Genomic DNA, 18521 nt, shown 5'->3' with positions numbered 1-18521 from the left:
ATGCCCAACTTTAGCCCTGCGAGACGGCCTCATCCGTCGCACGGTGAACAGTGAGGCGGCGAAACCGCTCGCGCTGGGCCGTAGGAACGGAGCCGCCCGGCGTGAAGGTCGTCAGGGCCTCCGAGGCCCGCACGACCTCCCGCACGCCGCCCTTCGGAATGTCCCCGCCCGCCTCCGCCTGCACGAGCAGGTTGCCCATCAGCGTCGCCTCCACAGGTCCGGCAACGACCGTGCGGCCCGAGAGGTCGGCGGTGAGTTGATTGAGGAAGTGACTCTGGGCGCCCCCGCCCACCACGTAGACGGTGTGGATGGGCCCGCCCTGCACGGCCTCAAGCTGTTCCAGCACGTCCGCCGTCCGGTGGGCGAGGCTCTCCAGCACACAGCGCACGATCTCCGCCGGGGACTGGGGGACGTGCTGGCCGGTCTCGGCGCAGTACGCCTGCACCCGGGCGGGCATGTCGAGGCCGGGTGGGAGGAAGCGGGCGCCGTTGGGGTCGATCAGGGGGCCGCCCGCCGGGACGCCCGCCGCCCCCTCGTACAGCACGGCGAAGTCGGGGTTGCCCCAGGCGCGGCGGCATTCCTGCACGATCCACAGGCCCATGACGTTCTTGAGCAGGCGGGTGGTGCCGTCCACGCCCGCCTCGTTCGTGAGGTTGGCGGCGCGGGCGGCGTCGGTCAGAACGGGCTCGGGCGTCTCGATGCCGACGAGGCTCCACGTCCCGCTCGACACGTAGGCCCAGCCCGTCTCACCTGCCGCAGCGGGAACGGCGGCGACGGCGGAGGCGGTGTCGTGCGTGGCGGGGGCGATCACGCGGGTGCCGTGCAGGCCCGTCTCACGCACGACCTCGGGGCTCAGTTCGCCCAGGTCCGTACCTGGCTGGACGATGTGGGGCAGGAGATGGGTGGGGAGATCGAGAGCGTCCAGCAGCGAGGTCGCCCATTCCCCCGTCCGTGGATCGAAGAACTGCGTCGTGCTCGCGTTCGTCCGCTCGGTCACCCGCGCGCCGCACAGCCAGAAGTGTAGAAGGTCGGGGACCATCAGGAGCGTCTGTGCCTGGGCGAGCCGTTCGGGCCGTTCCGCCGCAAGCTGGTACAGGGTGTTGAAGGGCAGGAACTGGATGCCCGTCGCCCCGTAGATCGCCTCGTCCCCGAGGTGTGCCCGCACCCGCTCCATCACGCCGTTCAGCCGCGGGCTGCGGTAGTGGTGCACGCCGCCGAGGAGTTCGCCCTCGTCGTCCAGCAGGCCGTAATCGACCGCCCAGGAGTTCACTCCGACGCTGGCGACCGGGCCGCGCGAGGAGGCGAGCTTCAGGCCGTGCAGAATCTCGCGCCACAGGCCGAGGATGTCCCAGTACAGGCCGCCGCGCACGGGGACGCCGCCGTTGGGGAAGCGGTGCAGCACCTCGACGCTCAGGTGCCCGCCTTGCAGGGTGCCGAGGGCCACCCGCCCGCTCGACGCCCCGAGGTCGATGGCGACGTGCCGGGAGACCCGCCCCTCAGCGGACATAGGCGATGGGGACGCCGCCGTCCACCGTCAGCACGCCGCCCGTCGTCTTGCCCGCGGCGGGCGAGCCGAGGTAGGCGACCGCCTCGGCGATGTCTTCGGGGAAGACGTTGACCTTGAGGGTGGTGCGGTTGCGGTAGAACTCTTCGAGCTTGTCGGGCTCAATGCCGTACGTCGCCGCCCGCTCGGCGCGCCACTTGCCGTCCCAGATCGCCGAGCCCGCCAGCACCCCGTCGGGGAGGACGCTGTTCACCCGGATTCCGGCGGCGCCGCCCTCCTCGGCCAGGCAGCGGGCCAGGTGCAGTTCCGCCGCCTTCGCCGCGCTGTAGGCCGCCGCGTTCTTGCCCGCCGCGACGGAGTTCTTGGAGCCGATAAAGACGAGGTTCCCGCCCGTACCCTGCGACTTCATGACCTTGAACGCTTCCCGCGCCACCAGGAAGTACCCGGTCGAGAGGATGCTCTGGTTCTTGTTCCACATGTCGAGGCTGGTCTCCTCGATGGGGGCGCTGGAGGCGATGCCCGCGTTGTTCACTACCATGTCCACGCCGCCGTAATTCAGCACCGCGTGCGTGTACGCGCCCTGCACCTGCGCCTCGTCGGTCACGTTCATGCCCACGCTGGTGGCCCGGTGGTAGCCGCGCGCCTTGATCAGCTCCCCCGCCACCTCCGCCCCGCCGTCCGCGTTGAGGTCCGCGATGACGATGTGCGCCCCATCCTGCGCGAGCCTGCGGGCGATGGCGCGACCGATCCCGCTCGCCGCGCCCGTCACCAGGGCGACGTGACCCTCGAACACCTTCGGCGCGGGCTTGAGGCTGAGCTTGTACAGTTCGAGCGGCCAGTATTCGACCGCGTAGCTCTCGGCGGCGGTGAGGGAGACGAAGCCGCCGAGCGCACTCGCACTCTTCATCACCTGAATCGCGCGGAGGTAGAGCTGCCGGGACACGTCCGCCCCCTGCGCGTCGGGGCCGCTGTTCACCATGCCCAGGCCGGGGATCAGCACCACGCGCGGGCTGGGCGTGAACATCACGTCCCCTTCCGTCTTGTTCTCCTCGAAGTAGGCGGCGTACTCGGCCTTGAAACGCTCGACGCCCTCTTTCGCCGCCTGGATCAAGGCGTCCTGACCCTGCTCCGGGGTCCAGTCGAGGAAGAGGGGCACCCGCTTGGTGTGGACGAGGTGGTCGGGGCACGCCGCGCCGACTTGGGACAGTTCCGCCGCCGCGTTCGAGTTGACGAACTCCAGCACCTCGGAGCTGCGGTCCACGTTGAGGATCACGGGTCGCTCCCCCTTCATCGACCCACGCAGGATGGGGAGGACGGCGGCGAGGAGCGTCTGGGCCTCCTCGTCGGACACGCTCTGGACCCGTGCCCCGCCGAAGGCCGGGTCCTGCCGGTGCGCGTCGAGGTACGCCTGCGCCTCGCCGATGATGCGTAGGGTGGTCTCGTAGCTCTCCTTCGAGGTGTCACCCCACGTCACCAGGCCGTGCTTGCCCATCACGACGGCTTCCAGGTTCGGGTTCTCCCGCACCGCCGCCCCGATCTGCTGGCTCAACGTGAAGCCGGGGCGGATGTAGTCCACCCACGCGGCCCGGTCGCCGTAAATCTCGCGCATGAGCTCCTGCCCGTTGGGGGTGCAGGCGATGGCGATGATGGCGTCGGGGTGAGTGTGGTCCACGTGCTTGGCGGGCACGAAGGCGTGCAGCAGCGTCTCGATGCTCTGGCGGGGGCGGCCCGGCTCGAAGGTCGTGCGGTCGAGGTAGGCGGTCATCTCCTCGTCCGTCATCGAAGGGCGGTCGAAGAGGGGCAGCACCTCATCCAGCTTCAGGCCCGCGAAGCCCTTCTCGGTAATGGAGGCAATGTCGGAGCCCGAGCCCTTCACCCACAGGACCGTCACGTCGCGGCCCAGGTGGTCCTTCTCCACGCTCTTGGTGCTCGTGTTGCCGCCGTAAATATTGACGAGCGTGCGGTCGGCGCCGAGCAGGTTGGAGCGGTAGGTGAGGGAGGCGAGGCCGTCGCCCTGGGGCGCCTCGGCGTCGTTCCAGCGGTTCTGGATGGTGGTCTTGGACTGGGTGGTGGTCATGGTCGGGCTCCTTGAAGAGAGGGGCGTTTACTTGTCGGCGAGCACTTTCTCTTTGACGGGGTAGCCGCCGCCGCCCGCCGCCGTGCCGCGTTCCTGAGCGACCTTCTGCTGATAGCTGCTGGCCCGGTAAGTGGCGATGGGGTCTGCGGGCACCCCCATCTCCTCCCGCACCTCCGCGAGGAGGGAACGTACGTCGGTGCGGAAGGCGTCGGCGAGGACGCGGTGGGCGCCGAGCACGTCTCCGGCAGCTTGCGCTTCCCTCAACAGGTCGCGGTCGATCAGCAGCGCCTTCGCATACGCCTCCTGGCAGTTCAGGACGCTGTAGAGCATCGCCTCCACCTTGGGCTCGATGTTGTGGCTCTGGTCGATCATGTAGGCCACGTTCTGCGCGGTGGTGCGGGTGAGGTCGTCGCTGCTCTGCTCGGCGGCCACGAGTTCCGCGTAGATGGCGAACAGCTCGAAGGGGTTGGTCGTGCCCACGATCAGGTCGTCGTCGGCGTAGCGCCGGGCGTTGAAGTGGAAGCCGCCCAGCCGCCCCTCGTCGAGGAGGAAGGCGACGATGCCCTCGATGTTCACCCCCTGCGCGTGGTGGCCGAGATCCACGAGCACCTGCGCCTTCTCCCCGACCGCGAGGCAGTGCGCATACGCCGCCCCCCAGTCGAAGAGGTCCGTGTAATAGAAGGCAGGCTCGAACAGCTTGTACTCGACGAGCATCCGCGCGCCGTCGGGGAGGGCGTCGTGCACCCGCTTCAGGGCCGCCCGGAGGTGCCGCTTACGGGCTCTCAAGTCATCCTGCCCGGGGTAGTTCGTGCCGTCCGCGAACCACAGGGAGAGGTCGCGGCTGCCCGTCTGCTTCATGACCTCCACGCAGTCGAGGAGGTGCCCTATGGCCTGCTCGCGTACCTCCTCGAAGGGACTGGTGACGCTGCCGAGCTTGTACACGTCCTCTTGGAAGACATTCGGGTTGATGGCGCCGATGCTCAGGCTGCGCTCCTCGGCGTACCGCCGCAGCTCCCCGTAGTCCTCCACCTCGTCCCAGGGAATGTGCAGGGCGACCGAGGGCGCGATCCCGGTGAGCCGCTGGACCTCGGCGGCGTCGTCGAGCTTCTCCCAGACGGTGCGGGCGGCGCCGGGCGCGGCGAAGGTCTTGAAGCGGGTGCCGGAGTTGCCGTAGCCCCACGAGGGCGTCTCGATCCTCTGTTCCCGAAGGGCGGCCTTGACCTGATCGATGTTCATGCGGACTCCTTGGGCGCGGTGACGAGGGGCGGCACGTCGGCGAGGGCAACCCCCAGGGCCAGCCCCCGGCGAGCGCGCCCAGGCTGACAATCGACGTTGACCATACCCGGAAGCTAACACGAAAAGAACATGACTTTGCAAGACCTTGTTGCGTCGTCACCCACCGGACCTGTCTAGCCGTTCCAAGTCGTCTTCAGAGAGGATGACTGGGATGAACTTCGGTTCTGGACGCTTGAGAACGACGCGAAGCGACCCTTCGGCCCCGGGTTGACAGCCCACGCCCCGCCCCCTATAGTCCGAGTCACAACGTTTACATTCTAACAACGACGTGCTCGCTTCTTGGCGGGCAGGGAGGTGAGGAATTGAGTCGCGCGACGATCAAGGACGTGGCTTCTGAGGCGGGTGTGAGCTTCAAGACGGTTTCGTACGTTCTGAACGGCGGCGACAAGGTGAGCGACAAGACCCGGGCGGCGGTGCTGCGGGCGGTGAAGGCGCTGGACTACCAGCCGCATCGGGCGGCCCGCGCCATGCGGCTGGGGCAGGCCTTTTCCATCGCGCTGGTCGCCTACGGCAACGAGGACAAGCCCCCTTACGGCAACCTCGCCGACCCGGCGGTCGCCGTGATCGTCGCGGCGATGGCGGCCACCGCCGAGGCCAACGGGTACAGCCTCAGCCTGACGAACTTCACGAACGCGGACCTCTCGGCCTACCGGCGCGGCCTCGCGCAGGGCCAGTTCGACGGGGGCATCTTCATCCCCTTCGCCAGCAACGCCGCCGCGCTTTCTCCCTTCGTCGCCTCCCCGCTCGTGGTGATCGACCAGCCCGACCTGCCCGCCGGGGTCCCCGTGATCTGCGTGGACTACCGCTCGGGGGTCCGGCAGGCCGTCGAGCACCTGCACTCCCGCGGACGGCGCCGGATCGGCTTCGTGGGCGGCCCGCGCGACCTGGAGGCCTACCACAACACCGAGCGGTACGGGGGCTACTTCGACGGCCTCGCCGCGTGCGGACTGGCCCGGGACCCCGCCCTCGTCGTCGCGGCGGACTACTCCTTCGAGGGGGCGCGGCGGGTGTTCAACGCCCTCATGGCAGCTTCCCCCGATGCCGTCGTTGCCGCCTCCGACCGGATGGCGATTGGCGTTCTCCGGGAGGCCCGCGCCCGCGGCCTGCGGGTGCCGGAGGACCTCGCCGTCGTGGGTTTCGACGACCTGGAAATCACCCAGTACGTGGACCCGCCCCTCACCACCGTCCACCACCCCCTCACCGAACTCGGCCAGCGCTCGACCGAGATGATCCTCGCTCGGCTCGCCGGAACCCTTCCAGAGGACGCCGAGCGGGTCACCCTGCCCACCCACCTCGTCCTCCGAGGTTCGAGCTAGGCCCCTGCCAGGCCGCGCCCCATCCACACCCTCGATCACAACGTTGACATCCACCCGCCGTCCGTTCGCCCGCCCCGTCACGACCCGCCAGGAGTCCCCATGAACAAGACCGCCCGTTTGGCCCCGCTCTCCGCCCTGCTGGTGCTCGGCGCCGCGCTGTCGGGCGCCCAGGCGCAGGGGAACAAGACCATCGTCTACCTCACCCCGCAACTGGAGGACCAGGGGTACACGAAGACGCTGCTCGACCTCTCGCAGGCGTACTCCAAGACGCGCCCCGGCGTGAGGGTGCAGTACCAGAACGCGCCGCAGACGGAGCTGTCGCAGAAACTGCAACTGCTGGCCGCGAGTGGCAACCTCCCGGCGCTCTTCGCCATCGACCAGCCCACCCTGCTCGCCCAGTTGCAGGGGCGGGGGCAGGTCGCCGACCTGGAGGCCACCTTCAAGCGGCTGGGCATCTACAACCAGCTCAACCCCGCCGCCGTCACGCTGCAAAAGAAACTCAACGGGGCAAGCTCGTCGCGCTGCCGCTGGAGATGAACATCGAGGGCTTCTGGTACAACAAACAGATCTTCGCGCAAAGCGGCGTCAAGGAACCCCGGACCTGGGACGAGCTGGTGCGGGCCGCCGACACCTTCCAGAAAAAGGGCGTCCAACCTTTTGCCGCCTCCGGGGAGCAGAAGTGGCCGCTGACCCGATTGATCGGCGGCTACGTCGCCCGCAAGTACGGCGCGGACGCGATGGACCGGGTGAAGGCCGGGACCCTCAAGGTCACCGACCCCGGCTTCGTGGAGGCCGTGACCGCCGTGCAAGACCTCGGGAAGAAGGGGTACTTCGGCCGGGGCGTGAGCACCATCGACTACCAGACGGCGCTGGACACCTTCCTCGGGGGCAAGGCCGCGATGTTCTACATGGGAGGCTGGGCGCTCGGGAACTTTAACGACGCCAAGCAGAACAAGATCGGGGCGCAGAACATCGGCCTGTTCAATTTCCCCACCGTGCGGGGCGGCAGGGGCACCGCGAACGACTGGTCGGTGAACACCGGCCTGGTGGTGGCGGTGAATCAGGGGCAGAACGACGCCGCGCTGGGGGAGTGGATGAAGTACGTCTTCTCCAACTTCGGCAACCGGGCCTTCGCCGACCAGGGCCTGATCACCGGCTTCAAGGTGACGAGGACGCCCGCGAACACCCCCGCGCTGACGCGGCTGGTGCAGCAGAAGATCGGCGGGGTGAAAACCCCCTACCTGTGGTTCGAGGCCAACTTCAGCCCCAAGGCGACCTCGGTGGCGACGGACAACGTGCAGCCCCTGGTGACGGGGGACCTCAGCCCACAGGACTACCTCCAGCAGTTGCAGGCCGCGCTGCGCTGAGTTGAGGGGGGCTGGCCCCGGCGACAGAGCCAGCCCCCACCTCCCAGGACGTGCCCAGGAGAAGGTATGGAAAGAACGCTGCGTGACTGGCGGGCGGTGCTCGTCTTCGTCGGCCCGGCTCTACTGCTCTACGCGCTGGTGGTGCTCGTGCCGATCCTCTGGTCGCTGGGCTACACGGTCTACGAGGGCTCGCCTATCGCCGGGTTCAAGTTCGTGGGCCTGGACAACTACGTGCGGCTCGCACAGGACCCCACCTTCTGGAAGGCCCTGTGGTTCGGCACGAAGTACGCCCTCTTCGTCTCGGCCGGGCAGGTGATCCTCGGCCTCGCGCTCGCGCTGCTGTACGCCTTTTATCTCAGGAAGTCGTCGGTGCTCGTGCGGACGCTGGTGTTCCTGCCCGTCGTGCTGCCCACGGTGGCGGTCGCGCAGATGTTCGCCAAGCTCTTCGCCATCGCGCCGCAGTACGGGCTGGACGGCGCGGTGCAGGCGTGGCTGGGGCAGGGCTCGACCGCCTTCTGGGTGATCGGGGTGATGGACATCTGGAAGGCGATGGGCTTCTACGCGATCCTGCTCTACACCGGCCTGGTCGATATCCCCGAGGAGACCATCGAGGCCGCGCGGCTCGACGGCGCGCAGGGCTGGACGCTCGCCCGCTTCGTGGTCCTGCCGCTGCTCGCGCCCATCACGGTGGCGTCCCTGATCTTCAGCCTCAACGGGACCCTCAAGGTATTCGACTCGATCATGGCGCTGACGGGCGGCGGCCCCGGCACGGCCACCACGCCGCTGACGCTGTACATGTACAAGACCTCGTTCAGCTACGGCGAGTACGGCTACGGCAGCACGCTCGCGCTCACGCTGGCCCTCCAGTGTTTGCTCGTCACGCTGCTGATCTTCTGGCGGGCGCGGCGCGGCGCGTCCAGGGAGTAACCCATGCAACGTTCCGCCTCCCTCCCCCTTCCCGGCAAGACGCACCCCGGCGGCCGCCTGGCCTGGCTCTCGCGGCTGCCCATGATCCTCCTCGTGCTGCTCGTCGTGTTCGTGGCGGTGTACCCGGTGGTGTGGATTTTCCTGTCCTCGCTCAAGGGTGCGGACGAGTTCTCCAGCGCGCCGATGTGGGCGCTCCCGCAGGCGCTGCACTGGGAGAACTATGCCCGCGCCTGGACGGAAGGGAACATGAGCCGTTACTTCGTGAACAGCGTCCTCTCGGTGATCCCGGCCCTCGCGCTGGTGATCGTGCTGGGGACGATGGCGGCCTTCGGGCTGGAGATCATGCGCTGGCGGCTCAGCGGCGCGGTGTCGATCCTGTTCCTGGCGGGGATCATGGTGCCTGTCCAGATCGCGCTGCTGCCCCTCTTCACGATGTTCTTCCGGCTGCACCTGCTCGATACGCGTCTCGCGCTGATTCTCGCGTACACGGCCTTCGGGTTGCCGCTGGTGGTGTTCTTCCTCGCCGGGTATTTCAAGACCTTCGCGCGGGAGGTCATCGAGGCGGCCATCGTGGACGGGGCGAGCATCTATCAGGTCTTCACGAAAGTCGCCCTCCCCATGACGATGAATGCCATCGTGACGGTCGCGCTCGTGCAGTTCTTCTTCATGTGGAACGACCTGCTCTTCTCGCTGACCTTCATGCAGAATCCCGAGATGCGCACCGTCCAGTCGGGCCTGCTCGCCTTCACCGGGCAGTACGGGCAGCGCGAGTGGGGGCCGACCTTCGCGTCCATCGCGCTCGCCGTCGCGCCCACCGTGCTCGTGTACCTGCTGCTCAACCAGATGGTGATGAAGGGCATGGCCGCCGGGGCCGTCAAGGGCTGACGCGACCGCCGCCCCTCCCTACGACCTCACCCCCAAGCGCGTGCGGGCAACGCCCCCTTACCGTTGCCCGCACGTTTCGTCTTCCCACCCACCTGTGGAGTCCACCCCATGACCGTTTACCTCCATCCCGAGACCCCCACCCTCCCTGTCCTCCATATTCGCGACCTGCGCGCCGAGCACCACCGCGAGGCCTTCGGCATCGGCGAGGCGGCCCCGCGCCTGAGCTGGCGCACCGAGACGGGCCTCCCGAACTGGCGGCAGCGGGCCTACGCCATCGAGGCCTTCGGCGCGGACGGCCGCCTGCTGGGAGAGACCGGGCGCGTCGAGTCGGGCGAGTCCGTGTTCGTGCCCTGGCCGTTCCGTCCCCTGACCTCCCGTGAGCGCGTCCAGGTGCGCGTGCAGGTCTGGGGCGAGGAGGGCGGCCCCTCCGGCTGGAGTGACCCCCTCGGCATCGAGGTCGGGCTGCTGACGCCGGACGACTGGAGCGCGGCGTTCGTCTCGCCCGACTGGGAGGAGGACACCGGCCAGGCCCAGCCCAGCCCCCTCCTGCGCCGCGAGTTCGACGTTCGCCCCGGTGTCGCCTCCGCCCGCCTGTACGTCACCGCCCTCGGCGTGTACGAGGCGCAGCTCAACGGCGAGCGGGTCGGCGATTACGTGCTCGCGCCCGGCTGGACGAGTTACGACCACCGCCTCCGCTACCAGACCTTCGACGTGACGGGCCTGCTGCATGGGGGGCGCAATGCCCTCGGCGCCCTGCTCGGGGACGGGTGGTACCGGGGGCAGCTGGGCTTTGGCGGAGGAAGGCGCAACCTCTACGGCGAGCACCTCGCCCTGCTCGCGCAACTGGAGATCACGTACACCGACGGCACGGTCGAGCGGGTCGTGACGGACGAGACGTGGCGGGCCTCGACCGGCCCCATCCTCGCCGCCGACCTGTACGACGGGGAGACGTACGACGCGCGGCTGGAGGTGACCGGCTGGGCCACCGCGGGCTTCGACGACTCCGGGTGGACGCCCGTTCGGAGGATCGAACGCGACCTCGCCACCCTCGTCGCCCCCGACGGGCCGCCCGTGCGGAGGATCGAGACGCTGAGGCCCGTCGGTATCACGACCTCTCCGAGCGGCAAGACCCTGGTGGACTTCGGGCAGAACCTCGTCGGCTGGGTCCGCCTCACCGTGCGGGGCGAGGCGGGCCAGACCGTCACCCTCCGTCACGCCGAGGTCCTGGAGCACGGCGAACTCGGCACCCGTCCCCTCCGGACCGCGCAGGCCACCGACCGCTACACCCTGAAAGGCGGAGCGCCGGAGACCTGGGAGCCGAGATTCACCTTCCACGGCTTCCGCTACGCCGAGGTCGGGGGCTGGCCGGGTAAACCCGGCCTGGATGATCTGGAGGCGGTCGTCGTCCATTCCGACCTGGAGCGCACCGGCTGGTTCGAGTGCTCCGATCCCCTCGTCAACAAGCTGCATCAGAACGTGGTGTGGGGAATGCGGGGGAACTTCCTCGACATCCCGAGCGACTGCCCGCAGCGCGACGAGCGGCTGGGGTGGACGGGGGATATTCAGGTGTTCGCGCCCACCGCCTCCTTCCTCTACGACGTCAACGGCTTCCTCTCCTCCTGGCTGGGGGACCTCGCGGCGGATCAGGAACCGAACGGGGCGGTCCCGGCGGTGATCCCGGTGGTGCCCCCCGCGACCGTCGCCGCCGCCGTGTGGGGTGACGCCGCGACCCTCGTGCCCTGGGTGCTGTATGGGCGATACGGGGACCGGGACGTGCTGGAGCGGCAGTGGGACAGTATGCGGGCGTGGGTGGAGTACATCCGGGGCCGGGCGGGCGAGTCCCTGCTGTGGGATCAGGACTTTCAGTTCGGCGACTGGCTCGACCCCACCGCGCCGCCCACCAACCCGGCGGCGGGGCGCACCCTGCCCGGCGTGGTCGCCACGGCGTACTTCGCCCGGTCGGCGGAGGTTCTGGGGCTCACCGCCCGCGTTCTTGGCCGCCACGAGGCGGCACAGAGGTACCTGGCCCTGGCGGACGAGGTGCGGGCGGCGTTCGCGCGGGAGTACGTGACGCCCAGCGGGCGCGTGCTGAGCGATTCGGGCACCTCCTACGCCCTCGCGCTGGAGTTCGCATTGCTGCGGGACGAGGGCCAGCGGGGTCACGCCGCGCGCAGGCTGCGCGCCCTGGTGCGCGAGAACGGCTACCACATCGCCACCGGCTTCGCGGGCACGCCGCTGATCTGCGACGCGCTCACCCACGTGGGCGAGACGGACGCGGCCTACCGCCTGCTGATGCAGCGCGAGTGTCCTTCCTGGCTCTACCCCGTCACGATGGGCGCGACGACGATCTGGGAACGCTGGGACTCGATGCTGCCCGATGGCTCGATCAACCCCGGCGAGATGACCTCCTTCAACCACTACGCCCTCGGCGCGGTGGCGGACTGGCTGCACCGCACCGTCGCGGGCCTCGCTCCTGCTGAACCGGGTTACCGGCGGATGACGATTCAGCCCATTCCGGGAGGGGGCCTCACCTTCGCCTCGGCGCGGCACGTCACCCCCTACGGGGAAGCGAGCGTGGCGTGGGTCATCCGGGACGGGCAGATCGAGGTGAGGATCGTGGTCCCGCCGAACACCCGCGCCGAGGTGATCCTGCCGGGCGGCGGGACGCACGAGGTCGGGTCGGGCGAGCACCGCTGGGCGTCCCCGTACGCCAACCCGAACGCCGCCCGCCCCCCCGTGACGCTCGACAGCGATTTCGACACCCTCAGCGGCCATCCGGAGGCGTATGCGGTCGTCACAGGCCTCGTCCGGGAGCATTCGGCGGACCACCTCGACGGGTTCCGGCGCTCCTTGCAGGGGGGCACCGCCGGGGCGAGCCTCCGCACCGCCGTGTGGGGTATCCCGCACCGCGAGGAGCTGCTGCGCAAGCTGGAGGGGGCGCTGCGGGCCCTCCAGGCCTGAGCCCCCGGGGACACTCGCCGATCCAGTCTCGGCGCGCAGACGCTCGACGCCCGGGACCATGCCCCGGGGGGCCTGCGGCTGAGGGAGGAGGCCCAGGAGGCGCCGGGCCGCCCGTCCCCTTCGGGCGTTTCCGAAAGGTTCGGGGCTCAGGTGCCCCCGTTCCCGGCCGCGACGATGAGCCCCACGTCCGCCTCGCGCAGGGCCTGGAGGGTTTCGGCGGGCGGGGGCTGGTCGGTGATCACGGTATCCACATGGTCGAGGGTGGCGATGGTGGCGAGCGCCCGGCCCCCGAACTTGGAGTGGTCGATCAGGGCGGTGACGGTGCCCCCGGAGCGGATCAGCGCCTGCTTGGCGCCCACCTCCGGCAGGTGCGGGTCGGTGAAGCCGAGGGCGGGGGAGTACGCCTTGGCCGAGAAGAACACCCGGTCGGGGTGCAGGCGGCTCATCATGTCCATGAAAAAGGCGCCGACGAACGAGCGCGCGGGCGCGTGGAAGTTGCCGCCCACGAGCGCGAAGGGCACCCCGTTCGCCGCCAGGGTGTTCGCCGCGTCAAGGCTGGTGACGATGGCGGTGACCTGCCGGGCGTGCAGGATGCGCGCCAGAGAGAGGGCCGTCGTGCTCGCGTCGAGGCCGATCACCTCGCCGTCCTGAATGAACCCCAGGGCGGCGCGGGCGATCTGCTCCTTGGCCCCGGTGTTCTTGGCGGCGCGCAGGTGGTGGGAAAGTTCCTCGCTCGTCTTTTCCAGCACGCGGGCCCCGCCGTGGATGCGCTCCAGCAGGCCCTGCTCGGCGAGGGCGTCGAGGTCGCGCCGGACCGTCATCTCGTGGACCCCCAGCTCGGCGGCCACGTCGCGGATGCGGACCACCCGCTCGGCCAGGGCCCGGCGCAAGATGAGCTGCTGGCGCTCGCTGCCGGTGGGCGCGGCGGTGTTGGTCATACGAGAATCTAACATCAATCCAACACAGATTGACAAGGGCTTGCAAATTCCTGTCGCGCGGTATTAGATAGGTCACAGAGTTCCCCACCCAGCCGCCGCCGTGACCCCCCGGGGGTGACCCGGCCTGCCCCGCGCCCACCGCGCCGCCCCCCTGTCTGGAGACCCATGCCCGAGACCTCCGCCCCCCGTCAGCGCGTCTGCTTCCAGCTCCAGGTCCGGCCCGAGCGGTTGGGCGAGTACCGGGCCCGGCACGCCGCCGTGTGGCCGGAGATGCTGTGCGCCCTGCGCGAGACGGGGTGGCACAACTACTCGCTCTTCCTGCGCGGGGACGGCCTCCTGATCGGCTACTTCGAGACCCCCAGCCTGGACCGGGCGCGGGCCGGGATGGCCGCCCGCGAGGTCAACGCCCGCTGGCAATCGGAGATGGCCCCCTTCTTCGCGGAGCTTCAGGGCACGCCCGACCAGGGCTTCTTGCGGCTGGAGGAGGTGTTTCACCTTGACTAGCCCCGCCGACCCCGCGCCGATGCTGACCCTCCGCCACGCGAGCAAAGCGTTCGGGCCCGTCCGGGCGCTCGTGGACGTGAGCCTCGAACTCTACCCCGGCGAGGCGCACGCCCTCCTCGGGGAGAACGGGGCGGGCAAGAGCACCCTCGTCAAGATCCTGGCGGGTGTCCACAGCCCGGACGGCGGGGTCCTCACCGTGGGCGGGCGGGAGCGCCACTTCCGGCACCCCGCCGAGGCGCGGGACGCGGGGGTGGCGGTCATCTACCAGGAGCCGACCCTCTTTCCCGACCTGACGGTGGCGGAGAACGTGCTGATGGGCCGCCAGCCGCTCGGGCGGGGCGGGCGCATCGACGCGGCGGCGATGAACACCCGCGTCACCACCATCCTGGGGGACCTGGGGGTGGCGCTCGACCCCACCCGCGTCGTGCGCGGCCTGAGCATCGCCGACCAGCAGATCGTGGAGATCGCCAAGGCGCTGTCGCTGAGCGCCCGCGTCCTGATCATGGACGAGCCCACGGCGGCGCTGACCCTCCAGGAGACGGCCCGGCTCTTCCGGGTGGTGCGGTCGCTGCGGGCGCGCGGGGCGGCCGTTCTCTTCATCACGCACCGGCTGGAGGAGGTCTTCGCCCAGTGCCAGCGGGTGACGGTCCTGCGGGACGGCACCTGGGTCAGCGCCGGACCCACCTCGGACTACACGCCCGACCGGGTGGTGCGGCAGATGGTGGGCCGGGAGCTGGGCGAGCTCTACCCGCGCGGCGAGGCGCACGCCGGGGAGGTCGTGCTCGACGTGCGGGGACTGACGCAGCCGGGCGTCTTCCGGGACGTGAGCCTCACGGTGCGGCGCGGCGAGATCGTCGGGCTCGCGGGGCTCGTCGGAGCGGGCCGCAGCGAGGTCGCGCGGGCCATCTTCGGCATCGACCCGCGCGGGGGGGGCGAGGTGCGGGTGAACGGGCACGTCGTCCCGCCGCTGAGTCCCCGGGCGGCCATGCGCGCGGGGGTCGGCCTCGTGCCGGAGGACCGCCGCCAGCAGGGGCTGGTGATGGACCTCTCCATCGAGCGCAACGCGAACCTCGCCGTCCTGAACCGGCTGCGGCGCGGCCCCTTCATGGACCGGGGCGCCGAGGAGGAGAATGCCCGGAGCTGGACCTCCAGGCTCCGGCTCAAGGCGCACGGCCTCCACGACGCGGTGAGCACCCTGTCGGGCGGCAACCAGCAGAAGGTGGTGCTGGCGAAGTGGCTGGCGACGGGCCCCAGCGTCCTGATCGTGGACGAGCCCACGCGCGGCATCGACGTGGGGGCCAAGGCGGAGGTCCACCGCACCCTGGCCGAGCTGGCGGGCGGCGGGCTGGCCGTGCTGATGATCTCCAGCGACCTGCCGGAGGTGCTCGGCATGGCCGACCGCATCCTCGTGATGCGCGAGGGCCGATTGGTCGGCGAACTCGCCCGCGAGCAGGGCAGCGAGGAGAGCGTGATGTCCCTGGCGACCGGACAACGCGCCGCCGTGGAGGGTGCCGCATGACGAGCCAGACCGGACCCGACGTGCTGGCGGGGCCGCCCCGCCCGGGCATCCTGACCCGAGTGCTGCGGGCCCGCGAGTTCACCCTCGCCCTGCTGCTGCTGCTGATCACGCTGGGGACGGCGGCGGTCAATCCCCGCTTCCTGGGGGTGGGCAGCGTCCGCGACCTGCTGCTGAACGTCTCGGTGATCGGCCTGCTGGTGGTGGGGCAGACGGTCGTGCTCCTGATGCGCCACGTGGACCTCAGCGTGAGCAGCGTCGTGGGCCTGACCGCCTTCCTGACGGGCTCGCTCTTCATCGCCGTGCCGGGGCTGCCGGTGCCCGTCGCGCTGCTGTTCGGCCTGCTCCTCGGGGCCGGGCTCGGGGTGGTCAACGGCCTGCTCGTCGCGTACGGGCGGGTCCCGGCGCTCGTCGCCACGCTGGGCACCCTGTACGTGTTCCGGGGGGTGACGTACGCGGTCGTGAGCGGGGGGCAGGTCAATGCCTCCAACCTCCCCGCCGCCTTCCTGGGGTTCGGGACGGGGAGCGTGCTCGGCATCCCCAACCTCGTCCTCCTCGTGCTCGCCATCATGGTCGCGTTCGGCGTCTACCTGGGGTCGTACCGGGGCGGGCGGGAATATTACGCGGTCGGCTCGAACACGGACGCGGCGGTCCTCGCGGGGATCGACGTGACCCGGCGGACCCTCACCGGGTTCGTGATCAGCGGGGCCATCGCGGGGCTGGCGGGGGTGCTGTACCTCGCGCGCTACGGGACGGTGGACGCGACCGCCGGGACGGGCCTGGAACTTCAGGTCATCGCGGCGGCGGTCGTGGGCGGGGTGAGCATAGGCGGCGGGGTGGGGACGGTGGCGGGGGCGGGGATCGGGGCGCTCCTGCTCGGCGTGATCGGGAGCGCGCTCGTGACGCTGCGGGCGCCCGCCTTCTACCAGCAGGCGATCCAGGGGGCGCTGCTCCTGCTCGCCATCTCGGTGGACATCATCGTGTCGCGGCGCACCGCCCAGCGGCTCCAGATCGAGGGGCAGCACCACACGCCCCAGGCTGGAACGACCCAGACGGGAGGCCCGGCGTGAGGCGTCTGCGGCTCGGGTGGGAGGCCACCATCCTCGGGCTCGTCGTGGTCGCGCTGCTCGTGGGGGCGCTGCTGTCGCCGGACTTCCTGACGGCCTCCAACCTGTCCTTCCTGACGGCCAACTTCAGCGAGATCGCCCTGATGGTCCTCACGATGACGCTGCTGATCATCGTGGCGGAGATCGACCTGTCGGTGGCGAGCATCCTGGGGATGTGCAGCGCCCTGCTCGGCGTGCTGTGGGCGGCCCGGGTGCCCATGCCGCTGGCGATCCTGCTCACCCTCGGGGCGGGCGGGCTCGCCGGACTCTTCAACGGGCTGCTCGTCACCCGGCTGGGGCTGCCGTCGCTGGCGGTGACCATCGGCACGCTGGCGCTGTACCGGGGGCTGGCGTACGCGCTGCTGGGGGACCGCGCGGTGGCCGACTTTCCGCCCGCATACACCAACCTGGGTTTCGGGACGGTGCCGGGCACGATGATCCCGATTCCCATCGCGCTCTTCGCCGTGCTGGCGGTGATCACGGCCCTGGTGCTGCACGCCACGGCCTTCGGGCGCAGCCTCTATGCCATCGGGGCGAACGAGGTCGCGGCCCGGTTCGCGGGGCTGCGGGTCGAGCGGGTCAAGCTCATCCTCTTCGTGGGCTCGGGGCTGATGGCGGCGCTGGCGGGGGTGGTGTACACCTTCCGCTTCTCCAGCGCGCGGGCGGACAACGGGGTGGGGCTCGAACTCGGGGTGATCGCGGCGGTGCTCCTCGGCGGGGTGAGCATCTTCGGCGGGCGCGGGAGCGTGGTGGGCGCGGTCGCCGCCGTCTTCCTGATCGGGATCATCAACGGGGCGCTGACCATCGTGGACGTGCCGGGCGAGATTCTGACCATCGTGACGGGCCTGCTGCTGATCGGCTCGGTCCTCGTGCCCAACCTCCTCGCCCGCGTTCGGGCACGGCGGCGGGGGAGGGAAGCCGTGGGGTAGCTCGGAGCGGTCAGCCTTCAGCAATCAGCCGTCAGCCAGAAACAGCCCTCTTCATCTCACCTCACTCGCCCTTGGAGGTTCTCTATGAAGCACCGCGCGCTCATGTTCTCCGCCCTCTCGGTCACGCTGGGGCTCGGGGCCCTGGCCCTGGCTCAGACGCAGACCCCGGCCCTGAAAAAGGGCCTGAAGATCACGCTGCTGCCCAAGAACGTCAACAACCCCTACAACGTGATCCAGACGGGCGGCGGCCTCGCGGCGGCGAAGGAGATCGCGGCGGACGCCAAGGTGGTCGGGCCCTCGGACGCGGGGGCGAGCAGCCAGGTGAGTTACATCAACACGGCCATCGCCCAGCGCCAGGACGTGCTCGTGCTCGCGGCGAACGACGCCAATGCCCTCTTGCCCTACCTCAACCGCGCCAAGCAGCAGGGCATGAAGATCGTCACGATGGATTCGGACACCGCGCCCGCGGGCCGCACCCTCTTCATCAACCAGGCGAACTCCGAGGGAATCGGGCGGGCGCAGGTGCAACTGCTCGGCAAGCTGATCAATTACAAGGGCGACATCGCCATCCTCTCGGCCACGCCGAACGCGACGAACCAGAACACCTGGATTCGCTACATGCAGGAGGAACTCAAGAAGCCCCAGTACAAGGACATGAAACTCGTCAAGATCGCCTACGGCAACGACGACGACCAGAAGTCCTTCACCGAGATGCAGGGGTTGATTCAGGCGTACCCCAACCTGCGGGGCGTGATCTCGCCGACCACGGTGGGCATCTCGGCGGGGGCGCGGTACCTGTCCACCAGCCCGAGCAAGGGCAAGGTCGTCCTGACGGGGCTGGGCACGCCGAACCAGATGCGGGCCTTCGTCAAGGACGGCACCGTGCAGGCCTTCCAACTGTGGAACCCCGCCGACGTGGGCTACCTCGCGGTGTACGCGGCGGCGGCGCTCGCCTCGAACCAGATCACGGGCAAGGAGGGCGAGTCCTTCGCGGCGGGCAAGCTCGGGCGGCGCACGGTGGGCAAGCAGGGCGAGGTGATCCTGGGCCCGCCCTTCACCTTCGACAAGAGCAACTGCGGGTGACCCGATCTGGCGTAGATGGAGATAAGCCTCGAAGATAGGAGGCACCATCATGATCAATCGCCGAATCCACAGCGCCGAGTTCAAGCGAGATGCGGTCCAGCTCGCTCGCACC

General features: G+C 69.8%; 15 protein-coding genes. 11 read left to right on the top strand and 4 right to left on the bottom strand.

Annotated features, from left to right (window positions below; all coding sequences use genetic code 11):
- Positions 1 to 10: 10 nt before the first annotated feature.
- From IC605_RS15885 to rhaI, 3 genes are read right to left on the bottom strand one after another with little or no spacing between them, the layout of a single operon-like run.
- Positions 11 to 1507 (bottom strand): rhamnulokinase, encoded by a 1497-nt coding sequence (locus IC605_RS15885; protein WP_216326317.1) that lies wholly within the window; start codon positions 1505 to 1507, stop codon positions 11 to 13.
- Positions 1497 to 3581: a bifunctional aldolase/short-chain dehydrogenase gene (locus IC605_RS15880; RefSeq protein WP_216326315.1), complete on the bottom strand. Its 2085-nt coding sequence runs from the start codon at positions 3579 to 3581 to the stop codon at positions 1497 to 1499. Before IC605_RS15880 ends, IC605_RS15885 begins: the two co-directional genes overlap by 11 nt.
- Positions 3582 to 3608: 27 nt before the next feature.
- Positions 3609 to 4817: an L-rhamnose isomerase gene (gene rhaI / locus IC605_RS15875; RefSeq protein ID WP_216326312.1), complete on the bottom strand. Its 1209-nt coding sequence runs from the start codon at positions 4815 to 4817 to the stop codon at positions 3609 to 3611.
- Between the two features lie 362 nt (positions 4818 to 5179).
- On the opposite strand from rhaI, the gene IC605_RS15870 reads away from it, so the two are divergent.
- The 6 genes from IC605_RS15870 to IC605_RS15845 all read left to right on the top strand — a co-directional run bounded on the left by IC605_RS15870 (position 5180) and on the right by IC605_RS15845 (position 12333).
- Positions 5180 to 6193 carry a LacI family DNA-binding transcriptional regulator gene (locus tag IC605_RS15870; protein WP_216326309.1) on the top strand — a complete coding sequence of 338 codons (1014 nt, stop codon included), beginning with the start codon at positions 5180 to 5182 and terminating at the stop codon, positions 6191 to 6193.
- 99 nt (positions 6194 to 6292) lie between these two features.
- Entirely contained in the window at positions 6293 to 6730 is a 438-nt protein-coding gene (locus tag IC605_RS25175) for an extracellular solute-binding protein (RefSeq protein ID WP_216326307.1), read from the top strand.
- Positions 6727 to 7560: an extracellular solute-binding protein gene (locus IC605_RS15860; RefSeq protein WP_216326305.1), complete on the top strand. Its 834-nt coding sequence runs from the start codon at positions 6727 to 6729 to the stop codon at positions 7558 to 7560. The genes IC605_RS25175 and IC605_RS15860 overlap by 4 nt, the downstream gene beginning before the upstream one ends.
- A gap of 66 nt (positions 7561 to 7626) precedes the next feature.
- A complete protein-coding gene (locus tag IC605_RS15855) occupies positions 7627 to 8487 on the top strand; it encodes a carbohydrate ABC transporter permease (protein ID WP_216326303.1) in 861 nt (286 codons plus the stop codon).
- Positions 8488 to 8490: 3 nt separating this feature from the next.
- Positions 8491 to 9372, top strand: coding sequence for a carbohydrate ABC transporter permease (locus IC605_RS15850; RefSeq protein ID WP_216326301.1), 882 nt, complete (start codon positions 8491 to 8493; stop codon positions 9370 to 9372).
- Between the two features lie 108 nt (positions 9373 to 9480).
- The gene (locus tag IC605_RS15845) at positions 9481 to 12333 is read left to right on the top strand and encodes a glycoside hydrolase family 78 protein (protein WP_216326300.1); all 2853 of its coding nucleotides are present in this window, start codon (positions 9481 to 9483) and stop codon (positions 12331 to 12333) included.
- Between the two features lie 146 nt (positions 12334 to 12479).
- Here IC605_RS15845 and IC605_RS15840 read toward each other — a convergent pair whose 3' ends face one another.
- A complete protein-coding gene (locus IC605_RS15840; protein ID WP_216326298.1) occupies positions 12480 to 13271 on the bottom strand; it encodes a DeoR/GlpR family DNA-binding transcription regulator in 792 nt (263 codons plus the stop codon).
- A gap of 165 nt (positions 13272 to 13436) precedes the next feature.
- Here IC605_RS15840 and IC605_RS15835 point away from each other — a divergent pair, with 165 nt between their 5' ends.
- The 5 genes from IC605_RS15835 (at position 13437) to rhaS (ending at position 18409) form a co-directional block, all read left to right on the top strand.
- Complete coding sequence (locus IC605_RS15835; RefSeq protein ID WP_216326296.1) at positions 13437 to 13775, top strand: L-rhamnose mutarotase; 339 nt, start codon at positions 13437 to 13439, stop codon at positions 13773 to 13775.
- Positions 13768 to 15294: a sugar ABC transporter ATP-binding protein gene (locus IC605_RS15830; protein WP_246580931.1), complete on the top strand. Its 1527-nt coding sequence runs from the start codon at positions 13768 to 13770 to the stop codon at positions 15292 to 15294. Before IC605_RS15835 ends, IC605_RS15830 begins: the two co-directional genes overlap by 8 nt.
- The gene (locus IC605_RS15825) at positions 15291 to 16361 is read left to right on the top strand and encodes an ABC transporter permease (RefSeq protein WP_246580930.1); all 1071 of its coding nucleotides are present in this window, start codon (positions 15291 to 15293) and stop codon (positions 16359 to 16361) included. The genes IC605_RS15830 and IC605_RS15825 overlap by 4 nt, the downstream gene beginning before the upstream one ends.
- Positions 16358 to 17326 carry an ABC transporter permease gene (locus IC605_RS15820; protein WP_216326293.1) on the top strand — a complete coding sequence of 323 codons (969 nt, stop codon included), beginning with the start codon at positions 16358 to 16360 and terminating at the stop codon, positions 17324 to 17326. Before IC605_RS15825 ends, IC605_RS15820 begins: the two co-directional genes overlap by 4 nt.
- A gap of 84 nt (positions 17327 to 17410) precedes the next feature.
- Positions 17411 to 18409, top strand: a complete 999-nt coding sequence (rhaS, locus tag IC605_RS15815; RefSeq protein WP_216326290.1) for a rhamnose ABC transporter substrate-binding protein — start codon at positions 17411 to 17413, stop codon at positions 18407 to 18409.
- Positions 18410 to 18521 lie beyond the last annotated feature (112 nt).

It is taken from the genome of Deinococcus aestuarii, from assembly GCF_018863415.1.
Classification (GTDB): domain Bacteria; phylum Deinococcota; class Deinococci; order Deinococcales; family Deinococcaceae; genus Deinococcus; species Deinococcus aestuarii.
This window is presented reverse-complemented; position numbering and strand designations above follow the sequence as displayed.

Excerpts from the sequence above, each read along its gene's own strand:
- rhaI (WP_216326312.1), bottom strand. The coding sequence starts at position 4,817 with ATGAACATCGATCAGGTCAAGGCCGCCCTTCGGGAACAGAGGATCGAG.
- rhaS (WP_216326290.1), top strand. The coding sequence starts at position 17,411 with ATGAAGCACCGCGCGCTCATGTTCTCCGCCCTCTCGGTCACGCTGGGG.
- IC605_RS15835 (WP_216326296.1), top strand. The coding sequence starts at position 13,437 with ATGCCCGAGACCTCCGCCCCCCGTCAGCGCGTCTGCTTCCAGCTCCAG.
- IC605_RS15840 (WP_216326298.1), bottom strand. The coding sequence starts at position 13,271 with ATGACCAACACCGCCGCGCCCACCGGCAGCGAGCGCCAGCAGCTCATC.
- IC605_RS15860 (WP_216326305.1), top strand. The coding sequence starts at position 6,727 with ATGAACATCGAGGGCTTCTGGTACAACAAACAGATCTTCGCGCAAAGC.
- IC605_RS15825 (WP_246580930.1), top strand. The coding sequence starts at position 15,291 with ATGACGAGCCAGACCGGACCCGACGTGCTGGCGGGGCCGCCCCGCCCG.
- IC605_RS15885 (WP_216326317.1), bottom strand. The coding sequence starts at position 1,507 with ATGTCCGCTGAGGGGCGGGTCTCCCGGCACGTCGCCATCGACCTCGGG.
- IC605_RS25175 (WP_216326307.1), top strand. The coding sequence starts at position 6,293 with ATGAACAAGACCGCCCGTTTGGCCCCGCTCTCCGCCCTGCTGGTGCTC.
- IC605_RS15880 (WP_216326315.1), bottom strand. The coding sequence starts at position 3,581 with ATGACCACCACCCAGTCCAAGACCACCATCCAGAACCGCTGGAACGAC.
- IC605_RS15845 (WP_216326300.1), top strand. The coding sequence starts at position 9,481 with ATGACCGTTTACCTCCATCCCGAGACCCCCACCCTCCCTGTCCTCCAT.
- IC605_RS15855 (WP_216326303.1), top strand. The coding sequence starts at position 7,627 with ATGGAAAGAACGCTGCGTGACTGGCGGGCGGTGCTCGTCTTCGTCGGC.
- IC605_RS15850 (WP_216326301.1), top strand. The coding sequence starts at position 8,491 with ATGCAACGTTCCGCCTCCCTCCCCCTTCCCGGCAAGACGCACCCCGGC.